Below are 19,525 nucleotides of genomic sequence, written 5' to 3' on the forward strand. Positions count from 1 at the left end.
GCGCCGGGCGGTAGGGTGGATCCATGGACCGCCTCGACGCCACGCCGGACCCGCTGCCGCCGGAGCCCAGTGCTCCACCCAGCACCCCGCCCAGGCAGGAAACGCATTCCGGCGCGACCGGTACCACGGCCATCTCCGACGCCGCCGTCGCCAAGGTCGCCGCCGCGGCGGCCCGCACCGTCGACGGGGTGTTCTCCCTCGGCATCGGTTCCCACCGCGCCCTCGGCGCCCTCCGCGGGGCCGTCGGGGCCACCGCCGAAACCGCGCACGGCGTCACCGCCGAGGTCGGAACCGCCGAGGCCGCCATCGACGTCGTCCTCACCGCCACCTACGGCCGCCCGCTCCACGCCATCGCCGCCGACGTCCGCGCCGCGGTCTTCCGCGCCGTCGAATCCCTCACCGGTTTCCGCGTGATCGAGGTCAACGTGGAGATCGGCGACGTCCACCTCCCCGGCCTGCCGCCCGCGGCGCCGGCCCCACCACCAACGGAGCCACGATGAACCCCACCCTGCTCGGACTCGCGGTCGCCGCCGTGCTCGGCTGGGCCTCCCTGGAGCACGGCTTCGGGGGCTTCGTCCTCATGGCGATCTTCCTCGCCGTCGGCCTGCTGGTCGGCCGCGTGCTCGAGGGGCGGATCGACCTGCGCGGCGTGCGCGACGCGCTGACCGGACGGCGCTCGTCGTCGTGACGCAGCCGGCACCCGAGTACGCCGGGCACACGCGGATCAGCACGCAGGCCCTCACCAGCACCGCCCGCGCGGTCGCGGCGGACGTCTTTGCCGTCCCGCCGGCCCAGGTCCGCGTGGGACTGAACGACGAATTCGGCTCCCTGGCCCTCGGCCTCAGCCTGCCCCTCCCCATCGGCCGGCACGCCACCGGCGCCGACCGGCACGGCGCTCCCACGGTCTGGGAAAAGGCCCGCGATTCCCGCGCCGCCGTCCGCGACCGCTTCGTGGAGCTCACCGGGACCCACGTGAGCCGCGTCGACGTCCGGGTCACCGGCACCGCGGCCCGCCCGGAGAGGAGGGTCCGGTGACGGAGCAGGAACGCGAACGGCTGGAACGCCACGAACTCCACTCGGCCCGGTCCACCGCATCGGTCGTCGCGGCGGTCGTCGTCACGGCCTTCTGCCTCTACCTCATGTTCGAGGCCGCGCTGAAGTCCATCGGCCAGGACGTCTGGATCCGGTCCCCCGAACAGTGGTGGGACTGGCTCGCCAACCTCCCCGGATCGGCCGATCCGCTCGTCCTCGCCGCCGGCAGCCTGGCCGTCCTGGGACTCGGGCTCTACTTCCTGCTGCAGGGCATCCTGCCGGGCCGCCGCGCCCGCCACGCGCTGCCGGACCCGCACGCCGTCGTCGTGGTGGACAACGAGGTGATCGCCGCGACGCTCGCCCGCCGCGCCCGCACCGAGGCGGCCGTCGCCCCCGAACAGGTGCTCGTCGTCGTCTCCCGATCGCGGGTGGAGGTCCAGGTCCGCCCGACGTCCGGAATCCCCGTCCACCCCGAGGGGATCCGCGCCGCCGTCGAGGACGAACTGCGCCGCAACCGGATCGAACCGGTCCCCGACGTCCGCGTCCGCGTCGCCGAAAGCGGGGTGCTGGGACAGTGAACCAGACACCGCGCGCCGTCAACCGCACCGTGCTGACCCTCCTGGGACTGCTGCTCACCGCCGCCGGCGCCCACGGCCTGCTGCTCACCGCGTTCCCCGGGTACGCCGACGGGTGGCGCGGACTCGCCGCGCGCGTCGGCGAATCCAGCGGCGCCCTCTTCGAGGCCACCACGCTCACCGGACAGCGAGACTCCTGGCTGTGGATCATGGTCGCCGTCGCCATGATCGGCCTCATCCTGCTCATGGCCTGGTGGGTCGCCGTCCAGGGCAAGGGCAAGACCGGGGTCTTCGCCCGCGAATACCACGACGACGAGGCGCGTGGCGTCGTCGAAATGGCCGCCGCCGTCCCCGAGCAGGCCATCCGCGCCGCGCTCGCCGGGCGCCCCGACGTCGTCTCCGTGCACGTCACCACGTGGGAGGCGGAGCACGACGCCGGACTGCGGGTCAAGGTGCAGCCGCGCCTGGGCGCGGCCCCCGGACGGATCGCCGACGACGTCTCCGCCGCCGTCGCCGCCGTGCAGGCCGCGCTGGGCCGCGGCGGCCCGGTGCTCATCCACCTCGCCGGCGGCGCCCGGACCCGCATGTCGCGGGCCGAGCGCGTCCGCTAGGCCGGAAGCAGCCAGGCGGCCGCGTCCGCGGACAGCTGCCCGTCGGCGACGGCCTCTGTGTGGCTGGAGGCGACCACGCGGTGGCCGGCCGGCAGCTCGACGGGGGCGACGCCCATGTTCGCCAGCACCAGCACGCCGCCGTTGTTGTAGCCCAGGAGCCCGTGCTCGGCGTCGTGCGTTTCGGCCCACCGCAGCGCGCCGTGTCCCAGGCCGTGCTCGGCGCGCAGGGCCAACAGCTCGCGGTAGAGCTCGAACGTGGAGCCCTCGACGCCGACCTGGCGGTCCGCCGCGTAGGCGGAGTAGCTGTCCGGCTGGGGGAGCCACGGCGCAGACGCCCGGCCCGAAGTTGCCGCGTCGCCGTCGGAGAACCCGTACCCGGGGGCGTTGGCGGCCCAGGGCATCGGCACGCGGCAGCCGTCGCGGCCGCGCTCCTTGCCGCCGGTGCGGAAGAAGCTCGGGTCCTGGCGCGCCTCGGCCGGCAGCGTCGTGTGCTCCGGGAGCGAGAGCTCGTCTCCCTGGTACACGTAGGAGGAGCCCGGCAGGCCGAGCATCACCATGGCGGCCGCGCGGCCGCGGGCCCAGCCCAGGCGCTCGTCCGGCTGCTCGTCGGCGGCGGCGATGCCCTTCGGGAACGTCGTCGGGTCGCTGAGCCCGTAGCGGGTCGAGTGCCGGACCGTGTCGTGGTTGGAGATCACCCAGGTGGGAGGGGCGCCTACGGCGGCGGCCTCGGCGAGCGTCTCGGTGACGTTGTCGGCGATGCGCCCGGCGTCCCAGCCGGCCAGCAGGAAGCCGAAGTTGAAGGCCTGCTGCATCTCGCCCGCGCGGACGTAGCGGAAGATCCGGGACATCGGCTCCACCCACGCCTCGGCGACCATCATGCGGTCGCCGTCGTACTCCGCGAGGACCTTGTTCCACGACTCGTAGATCGCGTGGACGCCCTCCTGGTCGAAGTACGGCGGGGTGTCCTCGCCCGAGGGCGCCATGTTGGTCTCGTTCCGGTCCTCCGGCGGGAGGTCCATGGACGGCTCGATGACGGAGACGTTCCCGGTGTCCGTCGGCTCGGCGACCGTCGGCTTCTCGTTGCCTGCGACCATCGCGACCTTCGCCGACCAGTCCGGCAGCCCCTCGGCCTTGACCATGCCGTGGGCGACGTCCACGCGGAAGCCGTCGACCCCGCGGTCCAGCCAGAAGCGCAGGACGTCCTTCATCTCCTCGTGGACCTCGGGGTTCTCCCAATCGAGGTCCGGCTGCTTCGTGTCGAACAGGTGCAGGTACCACTGTCCCGGGGCGCCGTCGGGTTCGGTGGTGCGCGTCCACGCCGGTCCGCCGAAGATCGACTGCCAGTTGTTCGGCGGCTGCGCGCCGTCCGGCCCGACGCCGTCGCGGAAGATGTAGCGGGCGCGCTCCGGGGAACCGGGCGCCGAGGCGAGGGCCGCCTGGAACCAGACGTGCTCGTCGGAGGTGTGGTTGGGAACCAGGTCCACGATCACCTTGATGCCGCGGGCGTGCGCGTCCGCCAGCATCGCGTCGAAGTCCTCGAGCGTGCCGAAAAGCGGATCCACGGCGCGGTAGTCCGCGACGTCGTACCCGGCGTCGGCCTGCGGGGACTTGTAGAACGGGGACAGCCACACGGCGTCCACGCCGAGGCGTTCGAGGTAGGGCAGCTTCCCGGCGATGCCGCGCAGGTCGCCCATCCCGTCCCCGTCCGCGTCGGCGAACGAGCGGGGGTAGACCTGGTAGATGACTGCGTCGGCCCACCACGGGCCGCGGGACGGGGCGGCTTCGGTGCCTGCTGGGGTGGTGCTGGGCTGCTGCACGGGCGTCCTCCGGGATCGCGTCGACGGTTGGTGACCCGGACAGTCTAACGACGGCGTGAAAGCGGTTCCACCCCGGCCACTTGCCCCGCCGCTCCTAGAGAACCACCGCGCGGCGTCCGAAGATGGTCGCCTGGATCCGGTCCTCGAGCTGCAGGAAGACGAACGTGGAGTCCGTGGGGGACAGGGTCACGGCCGAACCCTCGTCGAACATCCGCTGGTGGCCCACCCGCCCGCCGTTGAGGTAGGCGACGTCGTCCGGCTCCGAGTCGACGCCGGTCGCGGTGAGCGTCCAGGAAAACCACGGTTCGTCCCAGAACGCGCGCATGGCGGCGTTGGACCCGGCCGGGGGAGTGCGGTCGCCCGTCCATCCGCGGGCCAGGTCGTCCACCGGAAGCGGGCTGGGCAGCAGCGCCAGGTTCCAGGCGGGCTGCAGGCCCACCCACCGCGCCATGAGCGTGGAGAGCATCGTCAGCGGGACCAGCTGGAGGTTGAAGTGCTCGGGCGAGGGGCGGCCCTCCGCCGGGCCGCCCAGCACGCGGTGGTAGCCGGGTTCGGCGACCAGCAGGGCCGTCGCGCCGTGCGCCCACGCCTGGAACCAGGATTCGCCCCCGCTGTCCAGTCCGGTGATGCGGTAGGACGCCTGCGGCTCGACCAGATGCGCCCCGACCGCCGACCCCAGATCGGTCAGCGCGGCGCCGTCGACGAACTCGAGCTCCTCCAGCTCGCGCAGGGGCTCCGCGTAGGAGGACCGGTTCAGCGACCCGATCCGGAGCCCCTCGCACAGCTCGGTCAGGACCTCGAGCGACCTGCCGTGGATCCACGCGCCGTCGAACTCGAACGGCTGCGCCTTCACGAGGCCGTCGATCTTCTCCACCTCGTGCCCCAGCGCGGCCGAGGCCACGGGATCCACGGCGCCGGCGGGAACGGGAGGCAGCGCCGCGCCCGCGCCGTCGCCCGCCGCGTTGGCCCCGGCGAGCCGCGCGGAGGCGGCGACGTCGTGCAGCAACGGACCCAGGAACTGCCACTGCTGGACGGTCGCCGTCGCCGTGACCTGGACGGCCAGGCCCCGTTCGATGAAGAGGAAATCGGTGGTGAACAGGCTCAGCCCGTGCGTCGGCGAGAGTTGGGTGTACGCGATGCTCCGCCCGGACTCCGGCGCGCGTCCCCAGGGACGGATATCGACGATCTGCGGGGCCGCGGTCCCGGAGGCGATGCCCTCCAGCGCCCGCTCCAGGAACTCGGCGATGCCGCCGGCGTACGGGTTGACGGTGACGACGACGGTCGGCCCGAAGGATTCGGACGGCGCGGGGAGGAGGGCCAGCAGTTCGTATTCGTCCCGATCGGGGCCGGCCTGCCACCCCTCGGGCAGCGTCAGGGACACGGTTCCGGTGCGTCCGGTCGCTTCGGTCATGGGCGGCGGTCCTCCTTGCTCAGGCAACGTTCGACGTCGGCCAGCCGGCGGTCGCGCTTCTTCGACGGAGGCGCGTCGCGGACCGCGGCCGCTTCGGCGGGGGACCACGGGTTGGTTCCGCGCGAGCCTCGGGACCGGGCCCACTCCCGGTACCACGCAGGGCTCAGCCCCAGCGGCCACCAGAAGAAGGAGAGGAAGACGAACACCCACGGCACGAAGAACAGATTCCAGATCCCCTGCCGCGCGCCTTCCCAGTTCAGGACCTCCAACGGGAGGCTGAGCAGCGCGATGGCCATCGCGACGGCCGCGGCCGCGGCCATGAACGGCCACGTGTTCCGCGACGAGATCTGGAACGGAATGGGCGGGGACATGACCCAGCTGCGCCAACTACCGCCGAGCGCCCTGCGCGCCAGGGTCGTGGGGAACCACCACAGGAGCAGGGCAACGGCGACGCCGCCCCAGAACTCGAAGCGGAAGAGCAGGTACCAATTCGTGTCCTCAAGCATGCGGGACGTTCTCCGGTCTGTTGGTGTCCATCGAGAGTACTAGCCCCATCCCAGCAGTTTCTTTCCGATGCTCTTCCCGACGTCCTTGAGTCCGTCCACCGCGGCGGCACCCGCGTCCCCGACGGCGTCGGCCGCATCGCCGAAGGCCTTGCTGGAGCCGCCCTGCCGCCAGTCGTTCATGAACTCGCCGACGCCCTTGCCGATCTTGCCGCCGACCCACTCGCCCGCGATGCCGCCGACGAATCCGCCGACCGCCGCCCCGACGCCCGGAATCGGGATGAGCGCCTGGCCCGCGGCCGCGCCGAGCGCCCGGCCCGCCACGCCGCCGGCGATCTTGCCGGCTGTTTCCGCGGTCCCCTCGACGGCCGTCGACTTCACGGCCTCGCTGCGGATGTCCGACGGATCGGCGTCGGGGTTGTTCCTCAGCGCCTCGTTGTAGTTGGAGGTGTAGGAGTCGTAGTACGTCATGCCCGTGTCGAGCACGCCCAGGCCGCGGCCGCCCCACTTGGCGATGGGGCTCTTGTTGAACTTGTCGAGCGCGCCGTCCGCCTTCGCGATGCGTTCGATCGCCTTGTTGTGGCGTCCGCGCTCCCCGGCCCCGCCGATGTTCAGCGTGAACTGCGTCCGGCCGTGGCTGTTGCTCTTCCGGAAGAGCTGAAGACGATCGGAACCGAGATTGATCCGGTTGGATCCCCCGAGGGCGGAGAGCTTGCCGCGGAGTGCCGCGGGCATCATGAGCATGAGCCCGGGGTGGAGCACCGAATCGGCCCAGGTGTTCGCGCCGGTCGTGAACTTCAGGTACTTCGCGTCGGCCCAGCGGGCGAACTCGTCCGAGTGGCGCCCCACGAACTCGGGGGTGGAGAACGGACCGAGTTTTCCGTCCAACAGGAACTTCTTCAGGTTCGGGGCGCCGTCGAACGCGAACTGCGACAACTTGCGTTCCCTCATCGACCAGACCAGCTTGAGGCGGCCGCCCCGCGTCGACTGGATGGTGGTGGCGCGGTCGATACTGGTGTTGACCATGCCGTAGGTGTTCTTGAAGCCCTTGATGACCGCGACCACGGCCCGGCCCGACGACGGCGCCGCCGCCGCCGCGGGGGCCGACGCCTTGATCGCGGCCTCGCACGTGTCGACGAAGCCCTCGTAGTCCTGTTTCGCCGTCGCCAGCAGCCCGGCGAGGCGTTGGTGTTCCGGCACCGTCCGCGTGGTCGGCAGGTAGCTTCCCGTGTCCCGGGCCTCCGTCTGCTGCTCCGCCGAGTACACGCGGGCCGGAAGGGCGTTGAACGCGGCGACATCGGCGGACAGGGCGGCGTACCGGCCACCGAAGTCGTCGAGGCTCGCGGCGAACGCGTCCGTGGCTTTCCGGATGCCGTCGATGCCCGCGACGACCGCCTCGGCGAGCGGCAGGATCGCCGTGCTGAAGGCGTTGTCCACGGTCGACGAGTTCGGGTAGGTCGCCGCGGCGGGCAGTCTGTTCCAGTGCCCGATGGTATTCGAGTAGACGGTGTCGACCTTGTCGCCCTCCGCCTTGAGGCCGGCGCCCGCGCCGCGGATCTGGCCGGCGTCGGGCAGGTTCTCCGGAAGGTAGGCCGAGAACACGATGTCCGGGACATGGGTCCCTTCGCCCGCGCTCATCCGCCGTAGTCCGGGGTGTCGTCGATGGTCCCGACCCGGTGCTGGATGCCCGCCTGCCGGACGAGGTTCGCCGCGGACTCCATTTCCCCGTCGGCCGCGACGAACTCGGAGATGATCGCGTCCGCGGCGGTGAGGATGTTGTCCCCGTGCTCCACGAAGGTGGCGGTCCACGGCTTCAGGAAGTCGTCGAAGACCTGTTGCAGAGCCGCTTCGATCTTCGGCTCGCGGGAGGCGTCGGCGAGTTCCCCGCTGGACGCCTTGATCTTCGCCTCGTGGCCGTGGAGGTCGTCGAAGTTGCTCCGCGCGCCGGACACGGCAGCCCGCGCGTCGCCGACGTTGATCTCGTACTTACCAGGCATGTTGACCCCCTCGACTCAACACTTTAGAGGGTCTGTGGGATTCGTCGATGGGGAGAACTCCCCTAGCTGGCGCGGCCCAGTTGGCGGATCTTCAGCCAGCGCGAGGCCAGGCGTCGGTAGGACGCGGCGGCGCCCAGCATGTCCCCCTCGGCCAGGGACTCGATGCCCATCCGGATGTCGTGCGGGGAATCGTCCGGCCACACCAGCTCGGCAAGGCGCCCGTAGTCGAGCTCCACGATCGAGTCCGCGTGGAACAGGCGGAGCCACTCGCTCAGCGCGGTCAGCTCGTCCAGCATGTCCAGCTCGGGGGCGTTGACCGCCAGCGACGCGGCGGCGAAGCGCGCGCGCTCCAGGACCTGGACGGCCGGAGCGGCGAGCCGGACGCTGTGGACGGCCCCGCCGTCGTCGTCCACCTCGCAGTGGTCGTCTTCGCGCAGCACCACGAACCAGGCGAAGGGGACGCCCCAGGTGGCGCTGCGCGTGTGCAGCGCGGCGACGGCGTCCGCGAAGCCGTCGTGCTCCAGGCGGCCGGCGTTGGCCTGCCGGGCGGCGTCGGGGACCAGGAGCTCCAGCAGCTGCGGGCGCATGCTCCCGTCCAGCTGCTCCGCGGCGAGCGTGGCGCGCACGGGAAGCTGGTCGGGGCAGAAGTACGCGGTGGTGGCCCCGTCCGCGCCCGGGTAGTGCAGGATGCGGAACCGCTCGCCCGTGTGGTGCGGGAACGGGTCGGAGACGTGCCGGGTGACCCGCCCGATCGACTCGGTGGCGGCCCGCTCCTCGAACACGGTGCGCGGCACGGAGCGCTGGGCGGCGATCAGCAGCTGATCGGCGTCGGAATAGGCGCGCAGCGGCTCGTAGACGCGAAGGTACGACGTCGGCGGAACGTTACGCCGCGCCGTGCCGTTCGTGCCGCCCGCGTCCGGGGCCACGGCTAGCCGAGCTCCACGATGACGGGGGCGTGGTCCGAGGCGCCCTTGCCCTTGCGCTCCTCGCGGTCGATCGACGCCCCGGTCACCCGCGCGGCGAGGGCGGGGGAGCCCAGCACGAAGTCGATCCGCATTCCCTCCTTCTTGGGGAAGCGCAGCTGCGTGTAGTCCCAGTACGTGTAGACGCCGGGGCCGGGGGTGTGCGGCCGGACGACGTCCACGAACCCGGCGTCGAGGAACGCGTTGAACGCCGCGCGCTCCGGCTCGCTCACGTGCGTCATGGCGTTGGCGCGGAAGAAGTCGATGTCCCAGACGTCGTCGTCGTGCGGGGCGATGTTCCAGTCGCCCATCAGCGCGACCTCGCGCGCGGGGTCCTCCGTGATCCACGCGGAGGCGTGCCGCTTCAGCGTGTCCAGCCACTGCAGCTTGTACGGCATGTGCTCGTCCTCAAGAGCGCGGCCGTTGGGGACGTAGAGGCTCCAGACGCGGACGCCGCCGCAGGTCGCGGCGATGGCGCGGGCCTCTTGGACCGGGTCCTTGCCGCCCTTGCCGAACGGCGGCTGGTCCATGAACGTGCGCTCCACGTCCTCCAGGCCCACGCGGGAGGCGATCGCGACGCCGTTCCACTGGCTCAGCCCGAAGTGCGCCACCTCGTAGTCGTTGTTCTCGAAGAGCTCCCAGGGGAAGTTCTCGTCCTTGCACTTGGTCTCCTGGATGGCCAGGACGTCGACGTCGGTACGCCGCAGCCAATCCTCGACGCGGTCGGCGCGGGCACGGAGGGAATTCACGTTCCAGGTAGCGATCTTCACGCCTCCAACCTATCAAGTGCGCGCCGGAGTCCGAGGTCCTGCGAAGGGGCGCCCGCGGGTCCCCGGAGCCGTGGCCCTCGACCGCGACTGCGAGTAGGTTGAAGGCGACGGCGTGGGGGCATCCGGACAACGAAGGAGAACGCGCGATGAGCAAGGAGACGGGAAGGATCGCCTTCCTCGGGCTGGGGCACATGGGCGGACCGATGGCCAAAAACCTGGTGGCGGCCGGCCACGACGTCCTGGGGTTCGACGTGGTGCCCGCCGCCTTGGACGCCGCGCGGGAGAACGGGGTGCCCACGGCGGAATCCGCGGCCGCGGCGGCCGACGGCGCGGCCGTGGTGCTCACCATGTTCCCCAGCGGAAGGCACCTGTTGGACGCCTACCGCGGAAACGGCGGACCCGGCCTGCTGGAAACGGCGCCGGCCGGCACCATGTTCCTGGACTGCTCGACGATCAACGTGGACGAGGCGCGGGAGGCCGCCGAGCTGGCCGTCGCCGCCGGACACCGGTCCGCGGACGCCCCCGTCTCCGGGGGAGTGGTGGGCGCCGAGGCCGGGACGCTGACGTTCATGGTCGGTGCGCTGGGGGAGGACTTCGCCGCCATCGAACCGCTGCTGGAGATCATGGGGCGGCGGATCGTGCACTGCGGCGGCCACGGCGCCGGGCAGGCGGCCAAGGTCTGCAACAACCTGATCCTGGGCATCTCCATGATCGCGGCGTCGGAGGCGTTCGTGTTGGGGGAGCGGCTCGGGCTCACCCACCAGGCCCTGTACGACGTCGTATCCACCGCCTCCGGGCAGTGCTGGGCCGTGACGACCAACTGCCCCGTCCCGGGACCCGTGCCGACCAGCCCCGCGAACCGCGACTACCAGCCCGGATTCGCCGGGGCGCTGATGGCCAAGGACCTCCGACTGGCGCTGAACGCGCTGGAGGGCGCGGGCGTGGCCGCGGAACTCGGCCCGCTGGCCTCGCGCATCTACGACCGGTTCGCCGAGGAGGGCGGCGCGGGCCGCGACTTCTCCGGCATCATCACGGACATCCGCGACCGCTCCGGGGACGTCGGCTAGCCGGTCATTTCCACCAGTTGTCCAGGATGCTGACCGGGACGGTTCGCTTGTGGCGCGTCCGGAGGTACATGGCCTCGATCCGCTCGGCGGCCTCCGGCGCGATCTCGCGGCCCTCCAGATAGTCGTCGATGTCCTCGTAGGACAGACCCAGTTCGTCCTCGTCGGTGCGCCCCGGCCTGCCATCCAGGAGGTCGGCGGTGGGGACCTTGGCCCAGAGCCGCTCCGGCGCGCCGAGGTGGCGCAGCAGCTGGCGGTTCTGGCGCTTGTTCAGGCCGAAGAGCGGCAGGATGTCCGCACCGCCGTCGCCGTACTTGGTGAAGAACCCCGTGACCGACTCGGCGCCGTGGTCCGTGCCGACGACCAGGAAGTTGCCCTCGCCGGCCAGCGCGTACTGGGCCACCATGCGCATGCGCGCCTTGATGTTGCCCTTGTTGAAGTCGGAGATGCGCTCGCCGGTGGCGGACTCGTACTCCGCCTCGAAACCGTCGACGCCCGGCCTGATGTTGTAGGTCTGCTCCGTCTTGGCGCCCACGAAGTCCATCGCCGCGCGGGCGTCGTCCTCGTCGTGCTGGACGCCGTAGGGAAGGCGGACGCCGACGAAGTCCGCCTCCACGCCCTCGGCGGCCAGCTCCTCGACGGCCATCTGGGCCATGCGGCCCGCGAGCGTGGAATCCAGCCCGCCGGATATGCCCAACACGAAGCCGCGGGTCCCGGTGGTCTTGAGGTAGTCCTTCAGGAACCCCACCCGGCGTGCCACCTCCTCCGCGGGGTCGACGGTGGGCTTCACGCCCATTTCTTCGATGATCCTCACCTGTAGATCGCGCATGGAAACCACCCTAGCGGGCCGTCGTTTCGTGCGCGTTGCCTAACAGCGGGCAAATTCGCGCCAATCCGGCGACGGGAACGCAACTTGCCCCGGGATTGCGTTCCCGGTTCGCGCAAGCCGTGCTTGGATATTGATTGTGGAGACAGTCCACGCGGCGGGCCGAAAGGTCCCGCCAACAACGGAGAGAGCTGGTCATGGCAACCATCCGGCCCGAGCATCCCCGCCCGGAGCACTTTTTGGTACACCTGAGCGACACCCACCTGGTCGGCGGCGACGTGCCGCTGTTGGGGACCCTGGACAGCGAGGCCCGGCTGCGCGAGGTCTTCGCCGCCCTCGAGGCCAGCGGCGCGCGGCCGGAGGCGCTGATCTTCACCGGCGACCTCGCGGACAAGGGCGAGGCGAACGCGTATGCCCGGCTCCGGGCCATCGTCGAACCCGCGGCGGAGCGTTTCGGAGCCCAGATCATCTGGGCGATGGGCAACCACGACGACCGGGCTAACCTGCGCGAGAACCTGCTCGACGAGGGCCGCAGTACAGAGCCGCTCGACCGCGTGTACCGGATCGGGGGACTGCGCGTCATCACGCTGGACACCACCGTCCCGGGATCCCACCACGGCGAACTCACCCCGCACCAGCTCGATTGGCTGCACGCCGAACTCCTCCAGCCGGCTCCGGAGGGGACACTGCTGGCCCTGCACCACCCGCCGGTGCCAAGCATCCAGCCGCTGGCCACCCTGGTGGAGCTGCGCGGCCAGGCGGCACTGGAGAACATCCTGCGCGGCACGGACGTGCGCGCCATCATCGGCGGGCACTTGCACTACTCGACGAACGCCATGTTCGCGGGGATCCCCGTATCGGTCGCCTCGGCCACCTGCTACACGCAGGACCTCGCGACCGCCGTCGACCCCGTGAACGGCGTCCGCGGCACGCGGGGACGCGACGCCGCGCAGTCCTACAACCTGATCCACGTCTATCCGGAGACGATCGTCCACTCCGTGGTCCCGCGCGCCGGGGGGGAGTCAGTGGGCACGGTGTACGACCCGGCCGAGGTCACCGAGTCGCTGGCCAACCACGGGCTCGACTACGAGAACTACGACGACGACGACGACGCGGAGGCGCCGATCGCGCCGCGGCGCCAGATCGCCTAGCCTTCCTCCGGCTTCTCCCATGGTCCCGGCACGGGGAAGTAGCGGCGCAGGAAAGAGGTCACGACCTGCTGCCGCTCCTGGGCGGGGACCTCCGGGAAGCTGCCGTCGTTGAGGCAGAAGAAGTCCTGGTTGCGCTTGGCGAGCATCCGCGCCAGCGCATCCAGCCCCGAGTACATGGTGGTGTCCACGTACTTCACCTTGGAGCCGACCTTTGTGACGGCGCGACCGGTGAGCAGTGCGTAGTAGTGGTAGAGCGAGTTGGTGACGGAGATGTTGTCCTTCGCGCGGAAGCGGCTGGCCGCCGTCTCGCGGAACTCCCGGGAGAACAGCTCCTCGAGCTCGATCATGACGCTGCGGCGCAATGGCGCGGCCGTGTGCTCGAGGTGGCGCGTGGTGATCCGGCCGAACCTGTCGTGCAGCAGGCGGCGGTTGACGCGGGCCGAGTTCTCGAAGCCGGAACGGTCCAGGTGGTTGTCGCCCAGGCCGATGCGCGTGGGCGCCTCGATGAACTTGGTGATGCCGCCCGGGGAGAAGAACATCTCGGGGCCCACCGGACGGCCGAAGAACATGTCGTCGTTGGAATACAGGAAGTGCTCGGAGAGCCCCTCGATGTGCTGGAGCTGCGACTCGACGGCCTGCGAATTGAACGTGGGGAGGCTGGCCGGGTCCTTGAAGTGGTCCGCGGCGCGCACGATTGTCACATCCGGGTGCTCGGTGTCCAGCCACTCCGGAAGGTCCGAGTCGGTGCAGATGAAGATCCGCCGTATCCACGGGGCGAACATGTGGATGCTCCGCAGAGCATATTTCAACTCGTCGATCTGGCGGAAGCGCGCCTCGGCGTCGTCCCCCTCCCCGACCACGACGTTCTCCATGAACGACGCGCGGTAGCGCTGGTATTCGGGGTTGTTGCCGTCCACCCAAGAGAAGACGATGTCGATGGGGAAGTCGATGTCCGCGGCGTGGTCGGCGAACATGTTCTCGATCGTCGGCCATTCGACGCCGAAGCGCCAGACGGTGCCGCGGATCGCCTCGGCCGCGGGAAGCGTGGCGCGGGTGAGGGAGTTCTCGATCGGCAGGTGGAGCGTTCCGTCGTCGTTCCAGCGCCAGAGCTCGATCTGTACGCCCGTGCCCTGCCCGTAGTGCAGCCCGCCCTCGGGCTCGACGCGCGGGCGGTAGAGGCGGAACATGCGCGCCTTGCCGCTGCTTCCGAGGCGCCCGTCGGCGACCAGGAGCGCCTTGTCCTTGCGGGTATCGACCGTCATCGAATAGAACGGCTCGTTCTGGCAGGCGGCGACCAGGGCCTTGCGGAGCTGCTTGCGCTTCTCCCAATCGACGGCGATGACGGGCCGCGCGTCGTTTCCGCGGACCAGCAGGTAGGGGATGCCGGCGTGCTCGAGCACGCCGCGGACGAACAACAGGTCCGCGACCATGGCCGTGTGCGGGGTCATCGTCTTGTTCAGCAGCGCGTAGCGGCCCTTGACCCGCACGATGTCCTCACGGTCGAGGAACCGGGCCATCGCCTCGGGGGACGTGACTTCGCGGACCTCGCCCAACGGCGACTCGGGCTCGGGCGCTCCGTGGTAGACCTCGCCGGGGGTCACATCGGCGGGGGTGAGAGCGTTGGCCATCTAGTTGGCCTGACCGGCGGGATCGTTCCAGCCGAGGTTGAGGGCCATCCGGCGGAGCGAGGAGACGGTGGTCGAGTAGTCCTCGGGGGACACGCCGGCGCTGGATTCTTCGCGCATCGAGTCGACCAGTTCCGTCAGACGGTCCAGGCTCGTGGCCCCGCGCTCCGTGAGCGTAAACGTGTGGCCGTCCTCGGCGACCCAGCCGGACTCCACGAGTTCGGCAAGGTGTTCGGAGGGGCTGGTGGGTTCGCCTTCGGCCACGGGCTCGCCGAAGAACGGCGACAGGGCCGACGTCAGTTCGCCGCCCGTCGCGGGCCCCTTCTCGAGCACGTTGAGCAGTTGCCATTGCCGGCGGGTGACGCCGTGTTCCTCAAGCGAAACCGCGAACTGCTCCGAAATGAGCGAGTCCACTAGTTTCAGCCAGTATCCAAGCGATCTCTGAGCATCCATGGCCCCAGCCTAACGCCGGGATACCCCGATGTCGCCCAAGCAGGCGCGGGGTTACCCTTAGCCCGTGGACGCCACGCCCGCAGTGTCCTAGATGACGGCGGCCGTTCGTTTCCCGCCGCACGGACTCGTCCCCCACAGGCGAGTTGCCGATCCCGGCCATCCACATTCGAAGGCGTGTTCCCCTGCGGGCCTTGCACCGTCGATACGTTGGGGACATGCCTTTCGATCCAGCCGTTCCCGACGCGCGAACGTCCGTGCCGGACGTGGGTCTTGTGCCGGATGCGGTCGAAGTGCTGGATTGGGTGTCCCGGATGGGGCCAGTCGGCGCGGGAGGCGCCGTCGGCGAACCGGGGCAGGCGCCGTTGGTCGACCAGCTCCGTGCCCTGGAGGTCCTCAAATCGGCGGCGTGTGCCGCCCAGGCCCGACTGGCGGTCCGGTTGGACGAGGCCGTTCGGCGAGACGAGGCCGCATCCGGGGTCCCCGCCAGGAAACGCGGTTCCGCCGTGGCCGCGCAGGTGGCGTTGGCGCGGAAGGAATCTCCCCATCAGGGCAAGATTCAGCTGGGCACGGCCAAGATGCTGGTGCGCGAGATGCCCCACACCCTCGCCGCGCTGGCCCACGGCAACCTGAACGAATGGCGCGCCACGGTGATCGTCCGCGAGACGGCGTGTCTCGACGTCGAGGATCGGGCGCGGATCGATGAACAAATCTGTGGCGATCCCTCGCTGCTGGAGGGCAAGGGCACCAAGCAACTCGCGGGAGAGGTGAGGGCCGCGGCGATGGCCCTCGATGCGCGCGCCGTGGTGAAGCGGGCGGCGAAGGCGGTCGAGGAACGGACGGTGACCTGTCGCCCGGCGCCGGACACCATGGTCTATCTGTCGGGGCTTCTGCCTGTAGCGCAGGGGGTCGCCGTCTACAAGGCGCTGAGCCAGGAGGCGGACAGCCGCCGGGCGGCCGGCGATGAGCGCAACCGCGGACAGGTCATGGCGGACACGCTCGTCGAACGCGTGACCGGGCAGTCCCACGCGGGAGCGGTGAAGGTGGAGCTGCAGGTCGTGCTGACCGACCGGACGCTGTTCCAAGGGGACGCGGAGCCCGCGCAACTCGTCGGGTACGGCGTGGTTCCCGCGCAGACCGTGCGGGACCTCGTGCGGTTTTCTCCGCTTTCGCGGCCCAGCCGGACCGCGAACCCGGGAGCCGCGCCGGAAGTCTGGATCCGGCGCCTGTACACGGCGCCGACGACCGGCCAGTTGATGGCCATGGACTCCAAGGCAAGGGTCTTCCCCGACAACATGCGCCGGCTCATCGCGGCCCGGGACCTTGAGTGCCGACGGTCGTGGTGCGACGCGCCCATCCGTCACCACGACCACGTCGTCCCGTTCGTGGCCGGGGGCGCAACGAGCATGGCCAATGCGCAGGGCCTCTGCGAAACCTGCAACTACTCGAAGGACGCCGAGGGATGGTTCTCGGAGGTCGCGGCGGTCGCGGATGGAGTCCGGAACACCATCACGACGACGACGCCGAGCGGCCATCGGTACACATCCACGGCGCCGGTGCCGCCCGGGACACCGCCACCGCCGCCCGGATCGCCGCCCTCCTCGCCCGACTAGAATCGAACCATGACCACCCACAGCGATGCCCGTGCCCGCCTGCTCGAACTCATCAAGGAGCTGGCCGTCGTCCGCGGCAAGGTGATTCTGTCCTCCGGCAAGGAAGCCGACTACTACATCGACCTCCGCCGCATCACCCTCCACCACGAGGCGTCGCGGTTGGTCGGCCAGGTCATGCTCGAGCTGTTGGACCAGGCCGGCATCGAGTTCGCCGCCGCGGGCGGGCTGACCATGGGAGCTGACCCGGTCGGCATGGCGCTGATGCACTCCGCGGGCGACGCGGGACGCGCCGTCGACGCCTTCGTGGTCCGCAAGGCGCAGAAGTCTTACGGCATGGGCCGCCAGGTGGAGGGCCCCTCGGTGGACGGGCGCGATGTGGTGGTCCTGGAGGACACCTCCACCACGGGCGGCAGCGCGCTGACCGCCGTCGAGGGTGTGCGCAACGCCGGCGGCAACGTGAAGGCCGTGGCGGTCATCGTCGACCGCAGCACCGGCTCCAAGGAGCGCATCGAGGCGGAGGCGGGCGTTCCGTACCTCTTCGCGTTCGGCAAGGACGAGCTCGGGCTTCTCGACTAACAGGGTCCCTGACCCGGCAAAACACAGAAGGCGCCCGCTCCCATCGGAGCGGGCGCCTTCCTTGTCGGGGGCTACACGGGACGGATCAGTAGTCCAACCCGTATCCGAACGGGTACAGCGCCCCGTCATCGGTCTCGTCGTAGCCCGGCAGGTCGCTGAACTGCTGGCGAATGGCGTCGGCGGTGCCGGCCAGGGCGAACGGCATGCGTCCCTGCGGCGCGACCTTGCCGGAAAGGACGTCCATCAGCGCGGTGTCGCTCATGCCGAACCCGGCCACGATCGCTCCGGCGTCGCGCAGTCCGCTGGCTTCGTCCATCACGAACGGCTGGCGGAAGTACACGTGCAGGACCACCTTGCTGGGATCCTCGACCTCGCCCATCACCTGCTGGATGGTGTCCAGCGACGGGCTGATTTCCCACGATTCGGACTCGGCCATGCCGGTGAAGTCCAGCACGCTGGTCTCCCACGGCAGCGAACCGCCGAAACGCAGCCCGTTGTCGGTGCAGCTTGCCGCGCCTTGGGCGACGCATGCGTCCGCAGCGCCGAACGGGCTTTGGCCGTCGAGACCCGTCACGCCCTCCAACACGGAGGGGTTGATGTGCTCGGGGTTCATTCCCGATTCCGCGGCGTTGCTGACGTAGGAACCGGTGTCCTTGTTGTTGACCGTGACCGAGATCAACGCGTAGTCGCTGTCCTTGGCGCTCGGGCGATCCGCCGGGTCCGCGGTGTTGCCGTTGGTCACGTCGTAGCCGTAGCTGGCGACCGTCTCCTCGGTGAAATCACCCAGGACGTACACGTCGGAGTCGGGCTTCAGCGGCAGGACCTTGTCGCCGTCGGCCGTTTCCTTGTTCTCCAAAAGCACTGCCGACTTGCGCTGCAGGTCGAGGCCGACCTCGCGGTTGGCTGCGTTGCCGACGACGCCGCCGGCCGCGGCCGGATCGACGTACGGGTTCTCGAAGAGCCCCATCTGGAACAACGGCTCCGTCAGGCGCGTGGCCGCGAGGGTGACGCGCTCCTCTGTGACAAGTCCGGCGTCGACGAGCTCGGTGATGGTCTTGACGTCGTGGAACCCGGACAGCGTGTCGGTGCCGCCGTTGATGGCCGCGGCCACGCGCTCCGGAACCGTCTTGTCCTCAAGGCCCCAGGCGCGGTCGTTGATGATGCCCGTGTCCGAGTTGACGTACCCGGCGAAGCCGAGTTCGCCGCGGAGCAGGTCGTTCACGATCTGGTTAGAGAATGCCATGCCGGTCTCGTCGTAGTCGACGCCGTTGTGGGTCACGTTCACCGGTGCGCCGTAGTACGGCATGATCGACGAGACGCCGGCCTCGATGGCGGCCTCGAAGGGCTGGAGGTGGTACCCGAAGCCGTCGCCGGGGTAGACCTGCGTCTTGCCGAACGAGTAGTGCGCGTCCATGCCCAGTTCCTGCGGCCCGCCGCCCGGGAAGTGCTTCATGGTGAGGGCCACAGGGGAGTCCGGGCTGAGCGAGACTCCCTCGTCGCCGACCGGTCCCTGCAGGTTCTCGACCAGCGATGACATGATGTTGGACGTGAGGTCCGCGTCCTCCGAGAAGGTCTCGTGGGCGCGGTACCAGCGCGGTTCGGTGGAGAGGTCGGCCATGTAGCCGTACATTCCGCGGAGGCCGATCGACGCCCACTCCTCGCCCATGACGCCGGCGAAATCCTCGACGACGGACATGTCCCCGTCCGTGGGTGCCTCGCCCGTGCGCAGCGTCTCCTCGCCCAGGGCCGCGGCGGCGATGCCGGCCTCCTTGGGGAAGGCGCTGAACGCGCCGGCGGATTCGTTGATGCCCGCGCGGGCGTTGGGGTCGATGTGGTTGCGCGCGTTGGACTTGAAGAGCATCGGGACGCCCAGCCGGGTGGCCTCGCCGAGCTCCTGGACGGAGTTCGTGTACGTGGCGGCCTCTTCCGGCGTCAGGGAGGTGCCGGCCTGGAAACCGCCCGTGGCGCCGCCGCAGACGGCCTTGTCCTCGCTGGTCACGGTGTTGCGGAAGACGAAGCGGTGCATCTTCTGGTCGTTGATGTAGCCCTCCGCGGCCGGATCGAGCGTCCCCCGGGTCTGCGTGTCCTGGTCGCAGGCCGCGTTGAGGGTGTCGATCAGCATGAGGCCGGCCTTCTCCTCGAGCGTCATGAGGGACACCAGGTTGGCCGCGCGTTCGCCAGCCGGAAGGCGCCAGTCCTCGTAGGCGTCGAGTTTGCCGTTGGCGTTGAGGTCCTTGAACGTCCGTCCGTTGACCTTGATGGTGTCCTTCACCCGGGCGCCGAGCGTGGGCGGCTTCCCATGGTTGCCTTGGTCCTTCTGTGCGGCGGCGGGCACGTTTGCGGGTGCGCTCTCGCGCGCGTGCGGCGCGCCGGCGGCGGGAACCGCCAGGGCGAGCGCCAGGGGCACGACCAGGGCCGCAACGGCGCGGCCCCGGTGGGCTGGGGGGAACATTCGGATCATGCTGAAGCCTCCGTCGGATGGGTGCGAGGTGCGCGCGGGGCCCGTAGGAAAGGCCGCCGCATGGCGCATCTCCACAGTGAC

At 70.3% G+C, this 19,525-nt stretch carries 20 protein-coding genes; 9 read left to right on the forward strand and 11 right to left on the reverse strand.

Annotation, left to right across the window (positions count from 1 at the left end):
* The first annotated feature begins 23 nt into the window (after nt 1-23).
* From ACHAAJ_RS08610 to ACHAAJ_RS08630, 5 genes are read left to right on the forward strand one after another with little or no spacing between them, the layout of a single operon-like run.
* Complete coding sequence (locus tag ACHAAJ_RS08610; protein ID WP_435727673.1) at nt 24-500, forward strand: Asp23/Gls24 family envelope stress response protein; 477 nt, start codon at nt 24-26, stop codon at nt 498-500.
* A complete protein-coding gene (locus ACHAAJ_RS08615; RefSeq protein WP_435727674.1) occupies nt 497-688 on the forward strand; it encodes a hypothetical protein in 192 nt (63 codons plus the stop codon). The genes ACHAAJ_RS08610 and ACHAAJ_RS08615 overlap by 4 nt, the downstream gene beginning before the upstream one ends.
* Nucleotides 685-1,035: a hypothetical protein gene (locus ACHAAJ_RS08620; protein ID WP_435727675.1), complete on the forward strand. Its 351-nt coding sequence runs from the start codon at nt 685-687 to the stop codon at nt 1,033-1,035. The genes ACHAAJ_RS08615 and ACHAAJ_RS08620 overlap by 4 nt, the downstream gene beginning before the upstream one ends.
* On the forward strand, nt 1,032-1,610 hold the full coding sequence (locus ACHAAJ_RS08625; protein WP_435727676.1) for an Asp23/Gls24 family envelope stress response protein: 579 nt from the start codon (nt 1,032-1,034) through the stop codon (nt 1,608-1,610). Before ACHAAJ_RS08620 ends, ACHAAJ_RS08625 begins: the two co-directional genes overlap by 4 nt.
* The gene (locus ACHAAJ_RS08630; protein ID WP_435727677.1) at nt 1,607-2,218 is read left to right on the forward strand and encodes a hypothetical protein; all 612 of its coding nucleotides are present in this window, start codon (nt 1,607-1,609) and stop codon (nt 2,216-2,218) included. The genes ACHAAJ_RS08625 and ACHAAJ_RS08630 overlap by 4 nt, the downstream gene beginning before the upstream one ends.
* Here ACHAAJ_RS08630 and ACHAAJ_RS08635 read toward each other — a convergent pair.
* The 7 genes from ACHAAJ_RS08635 to ACHAAJ_RS08665 form a co-directional block, all read right to left on the reverse strand.
* On the reverse strand, nt 2,215-4,035 hold the full coding sequence (locus ACHAAJ_RS08635) for a glycoside hydrolase family 13 protein (protein ID WP_435727678.1): 1,821 nt from the start codon (nt 4,033-4,035) through the stop codon (nt 2,215-2,217). The two genes, ACHAAJ_RS08630 and ACHAAJ_RS08635, sit on opposite strands and share 4 nt — an antisense overlap.
* Before the next feature lie 94 nt (nt 4,036-4,129).
* The gene (locus ACHAAJ_RS08640) at nt 4,130-5,446 is read right to left on the reverse strand and encodes a hypothetical protein (RefSeq protein ID WP_435727679.1); all 1,317 of its coding nucleotides are present in this window, start codon (nt 5,444-5,446) and stop codon (nt 4,130-4,132) included.
* A complete protein-coding gene (locus ACHAAJ_RS08645; RefSeq protein ID WP_435727680.1) occupies nt 5,443-5,952 on the reverse strand; it encodes a hypothetical protein in 510 nt (169 codons plus the stop codon). The genes ACHAAJ_RS08640 and ACHAAJ_RS08645 overlap by 4 nt, the downstream gene beginning before the upstream one ends.
* 39 nt (nt 5,953-5,991) lie before the next feature.
* Entirely contained in the window at nt 5,992-7,587 is a 1,596-nt protein-coding gene (locus tag ACHAAJ_RS08650) for a hypothetical protein (protein ID WP_435727681.1), read from the reverse strand.
* Nucleotides 7,584-7,946, reverse strand: coding sequence for a hypothetical protein (locus ACHAAJ_RS08655; RefSeq protein WP_435727682.1), 363 nt, complete (start codon nt 7,944-7,946; stop codon nt 7,584-7,586). The genes ACHAAJ_RS08650 and ACHAAJ_RS08655 overlap by 4 nt, the downstream gene beginning before the upstream one ends.
* Before the next feature lie 62 nt (nt 7,947-8,008).
* Entirely contained in the window at nt 8,009-8,872 is an 864-nt protein-coding gene (locus ACHAAJ_RS08660; protein WP_435727683.1) for a DUF8083 family protein, read from the reverse strand.
* Nucleotides 8,873-8,874: 2 nt separating this feature from the next.
* On the reverse strand, nt 8,875-9,678 hold the full coding sequence (locus ACHAAJ_RS08665; protein WP_435727684.1) for an exodeoxyribonuclease III: 804 nt from the start codon (nt 9,676-9,678) through the stop codon (nt 8,875-8,877).
* A 146-nt stretch (nt 9,679-9,824) separates the two neighbouring features.
* Between ACHAAJ_RS08665 and mmsB the strand changes: the two genes are divergently transcribed.
* Nucleotides 9,825-10,745: a 3-hydroxyisobutyrate dehydrogenase gene (gene mmsB, locus ACHAAJ_RS08670; protein WP_435727685.1), complete on the forward strand. Its 921-nt coding sequence runs from the start codon at nt 9,825-9,827 to the stop codon at nt 10,743-10,745.
* A gap of 4 nt (nt 10,746-10,749) precedes the next feature.
* On the opposite strand, the gene nadE is transcribed toward mmsB, so the two are convergent.
* The gene (gene nadE, locus ACHAAJ_RS08675; RefSeq protein ID WP_435727686.1) at nt 10,750-11,571 is read right to left on the reverse strand and encodes an NAD(+) synthase; all 822 of its coding nucleotides are present in this window, start codon (nt 11,569-11,571) and stop codon (nt 10,750-10,752) included.
* A 194-nt stretch (nt 11,572-11,765) separates the two neighbouring features.
* On the opposite strand from nadE, the gene ACHAAJ_RS08680 reads away from it, so the two are divergent.
* Nucleotides 11,766-12,719 carry a phosphodiesterase gene (locus ACHAAJ_RS08680; RefSeq protein ID WP_435727687.1) on the forward strand — a complete coding sequence of 318 codons (954 nt, stop codon included), beginning with the start codon at nt 11,766-11,768 and terminating at the stop codon, nt 12,717-12,719.
* On the opposite strand, the gene ACHAAJ_RS08685 is transcribed toward ACHAAJ_RS08680, so the two are convergent.
* On the reverse strand, nt 12,716-14,347 hold the full coding sequence (locus ACHAAJ_RS08685; RefSeq protein WP_435727688.1) for a stealth family protein: 1,632 nt from the start codon (nt 14,345-14,347) through the stop codon (nt 12,716-12,718). The genes ACHAAJ_RS08680 and ACHAAJ_RS08685 overlap by 4 nt on opposite strands.
* Nucleotides 14,348-14,797 carry a MarR family winged helix-turn-helix transcriptional regulator gene (locus ACHAAJ_RS08690; RefSeq protein ID WP_435727689.1) on the reverse strand — a complete coding sequence of 150 codons (450 nt, stop codon included), beginning with the start codon at nt 14,795-14,797 and terminating at the stop codon, nt 14,348-14,350.
* Nucleotides 14,798-15,012: 215 nt separating this feature from the next.
* Between ACHAAJ_RS08690 and ACHAAJ_RS08695 the strand changes: the two genes are divergently transcribed.
* Both ACHAAJ_RS08695 and pyrE read left to right on the forward strand, forming a co-directional pair.
* The gene (locus tag ACHAAJ_RS08695; RefSeq protein ID WP_435727690.1) at nt 15,013-16,407 is read left to right on the forward strand and encodes an HNH endonuclease; all 1,395 of its coding nucleotides are present in this window, start codon (nt 15,013-15,015) and stop codon (nt 16,405-16,407) included.
* 9 nt (nt 16,408-16,416) lie between these two features.
* On the forward strand, nt 16,417-16,983 hold the full coding sequence (gene pyrE / locus ACHAAJ_RS08700) for an orotate phosphoribosyltransferase (RefSeq protein ID WP_435727691.1): 567 nt from the start codon (nt 16,417-16,419) through the stop codon (nt 16,981-16,983).
* Nucleotides 16,984-17,068: 85 nt separating this feature from the next.
* On the opposite strand, the gene ACHAAJ_RS08705 is transcribed toward pyrE, so the two are convergent.
* Nucleotides 17,069-19,435 (reverse strand): glycoside hydrolase family 3 protein, encoded by a 2,367-nt coding sequence (locus ACHAAJ_RS08705; RefSeq protein ID WP_435727692.1) that lies wholly within the window; start codon nt 19,433-19,435, stop codon nt 17,069-17,071.
* Between the last annotated feature and the right edge of the window lie 90 nt (nt 19,436-19,525).

Source organism: Arthrobacter arnarulunnguaqae (assembly GCF_051262515.1).
Lineage (GTDB): Bacteria > Actinomycetota > Actinomycetes > Actinomycetales > Micrococcaceae > Arthrobacter_N.

Excerpts from the sequence above, each read along its gene's own strand:
- nadE (WP_435727686.1), bottom strand. The coding sequence starts at position 11,571 with ATGCGCGATCTACAGGTGAGGATCATCGAAGAAATGGGCGTGAAGCCC.
- ACHAAJ_RS08645 (WP_435727680.1), bottom strand. The coding sequence starts at position 5,952 with ATGCTTGAGGACACGAATTGGTACCTGCTCTTCCGCTTCGAGTTCTGG.
- ACHAAJ_RS08680 (WP_435727687.1), top strand. The coding sequence starts at position 11,766 with ATGGCAACCATCCGGCCCGAGCATCCCCGCCCGGAGCACTTTTTGGTA.
- ACHAAJ_RS08610 (WP_435727673.1), top strand. The coding sequence starts at position 24 with ATGGACCGCCTCGACGCCACGCCGGACCCGCTGCCGCCGGAGCCCAGT.
- pyrE (WP_435727691.1), top strand. The coding sequence starts at position 16,417 with ATGACCACCCACAGCGATGCCCGTGCCCGCCTGCTCGAACTCATCAAG.
- ACHAAJ_RS08695 (WP_435727690.1), top strand. The coding sequence starts at position 15,013 with ATGCCTTTCGATCCAGCCGTTCCCGACGCGCGAACGTCCGTGCCGGAC.
- ACHAAJ_RS08685 (WP_435727688.1), bottom strand. The coding sequence starts at position 14,347 with ATGGCCAACGCTCTCACCCCCGCCGATGTGACCCCCGGCGAGGTCTAC.
- ACHAAJ_RS08690 (WP_435727689.1), bottom strand. The coding sequence starts at position 14,797 with ATGGATGCTCAGAGATCGCTTGGATACTGGCTGAAACTAGTGGACTCG.
- ACHAAJ_RS08655 (WP_435727682.1), bottom strand. The coding sequence starts at position 7,946 with ATGCCTGGTAAGTACGAGATCAACGTCGGCGACGCGCGGGCTGCCGTG.
- mmsB (WP_435727685.1), top strand. The coding sequence starts at position 9,825 with ATGAGCAAGGAGACGGGAAGGATCGCCTTCCTCGGGCTGGGGCACATG.
- ACHAAJ_RS08705 (WP_435727692.1), bottom strand. The coding sequence starts at position 19,435 with ATGTTCCCCCCAGCCCACCGGGGCCGCGCCGTTGCGGCCCTGGTCGTG.
- ACHAAJ_RS08615 (WP_435727674.1), top strand. The coding sequence starts at position 497 with ATGAACCCCACCCTGCTCGGACTCGCGGTCGCCGCCGTGCTCGGCTGG.
- ACHAAJ_RS08640 (WP_435727679.1), bottom strand. The coding sequence starts at position 5,446 with ATGACCGAAGCGACCGGACGCACCGGAACCGTGTCCCTGACGCTGCCC.
- ACHAAJ_RS08650 (WP_435727681.1), bottom strand. The coding sequence starts at position 7,587 with ATGAGCGCGGGCGAAGGGACCCATGTCCCGGACATCGTGTTCTCGGCC.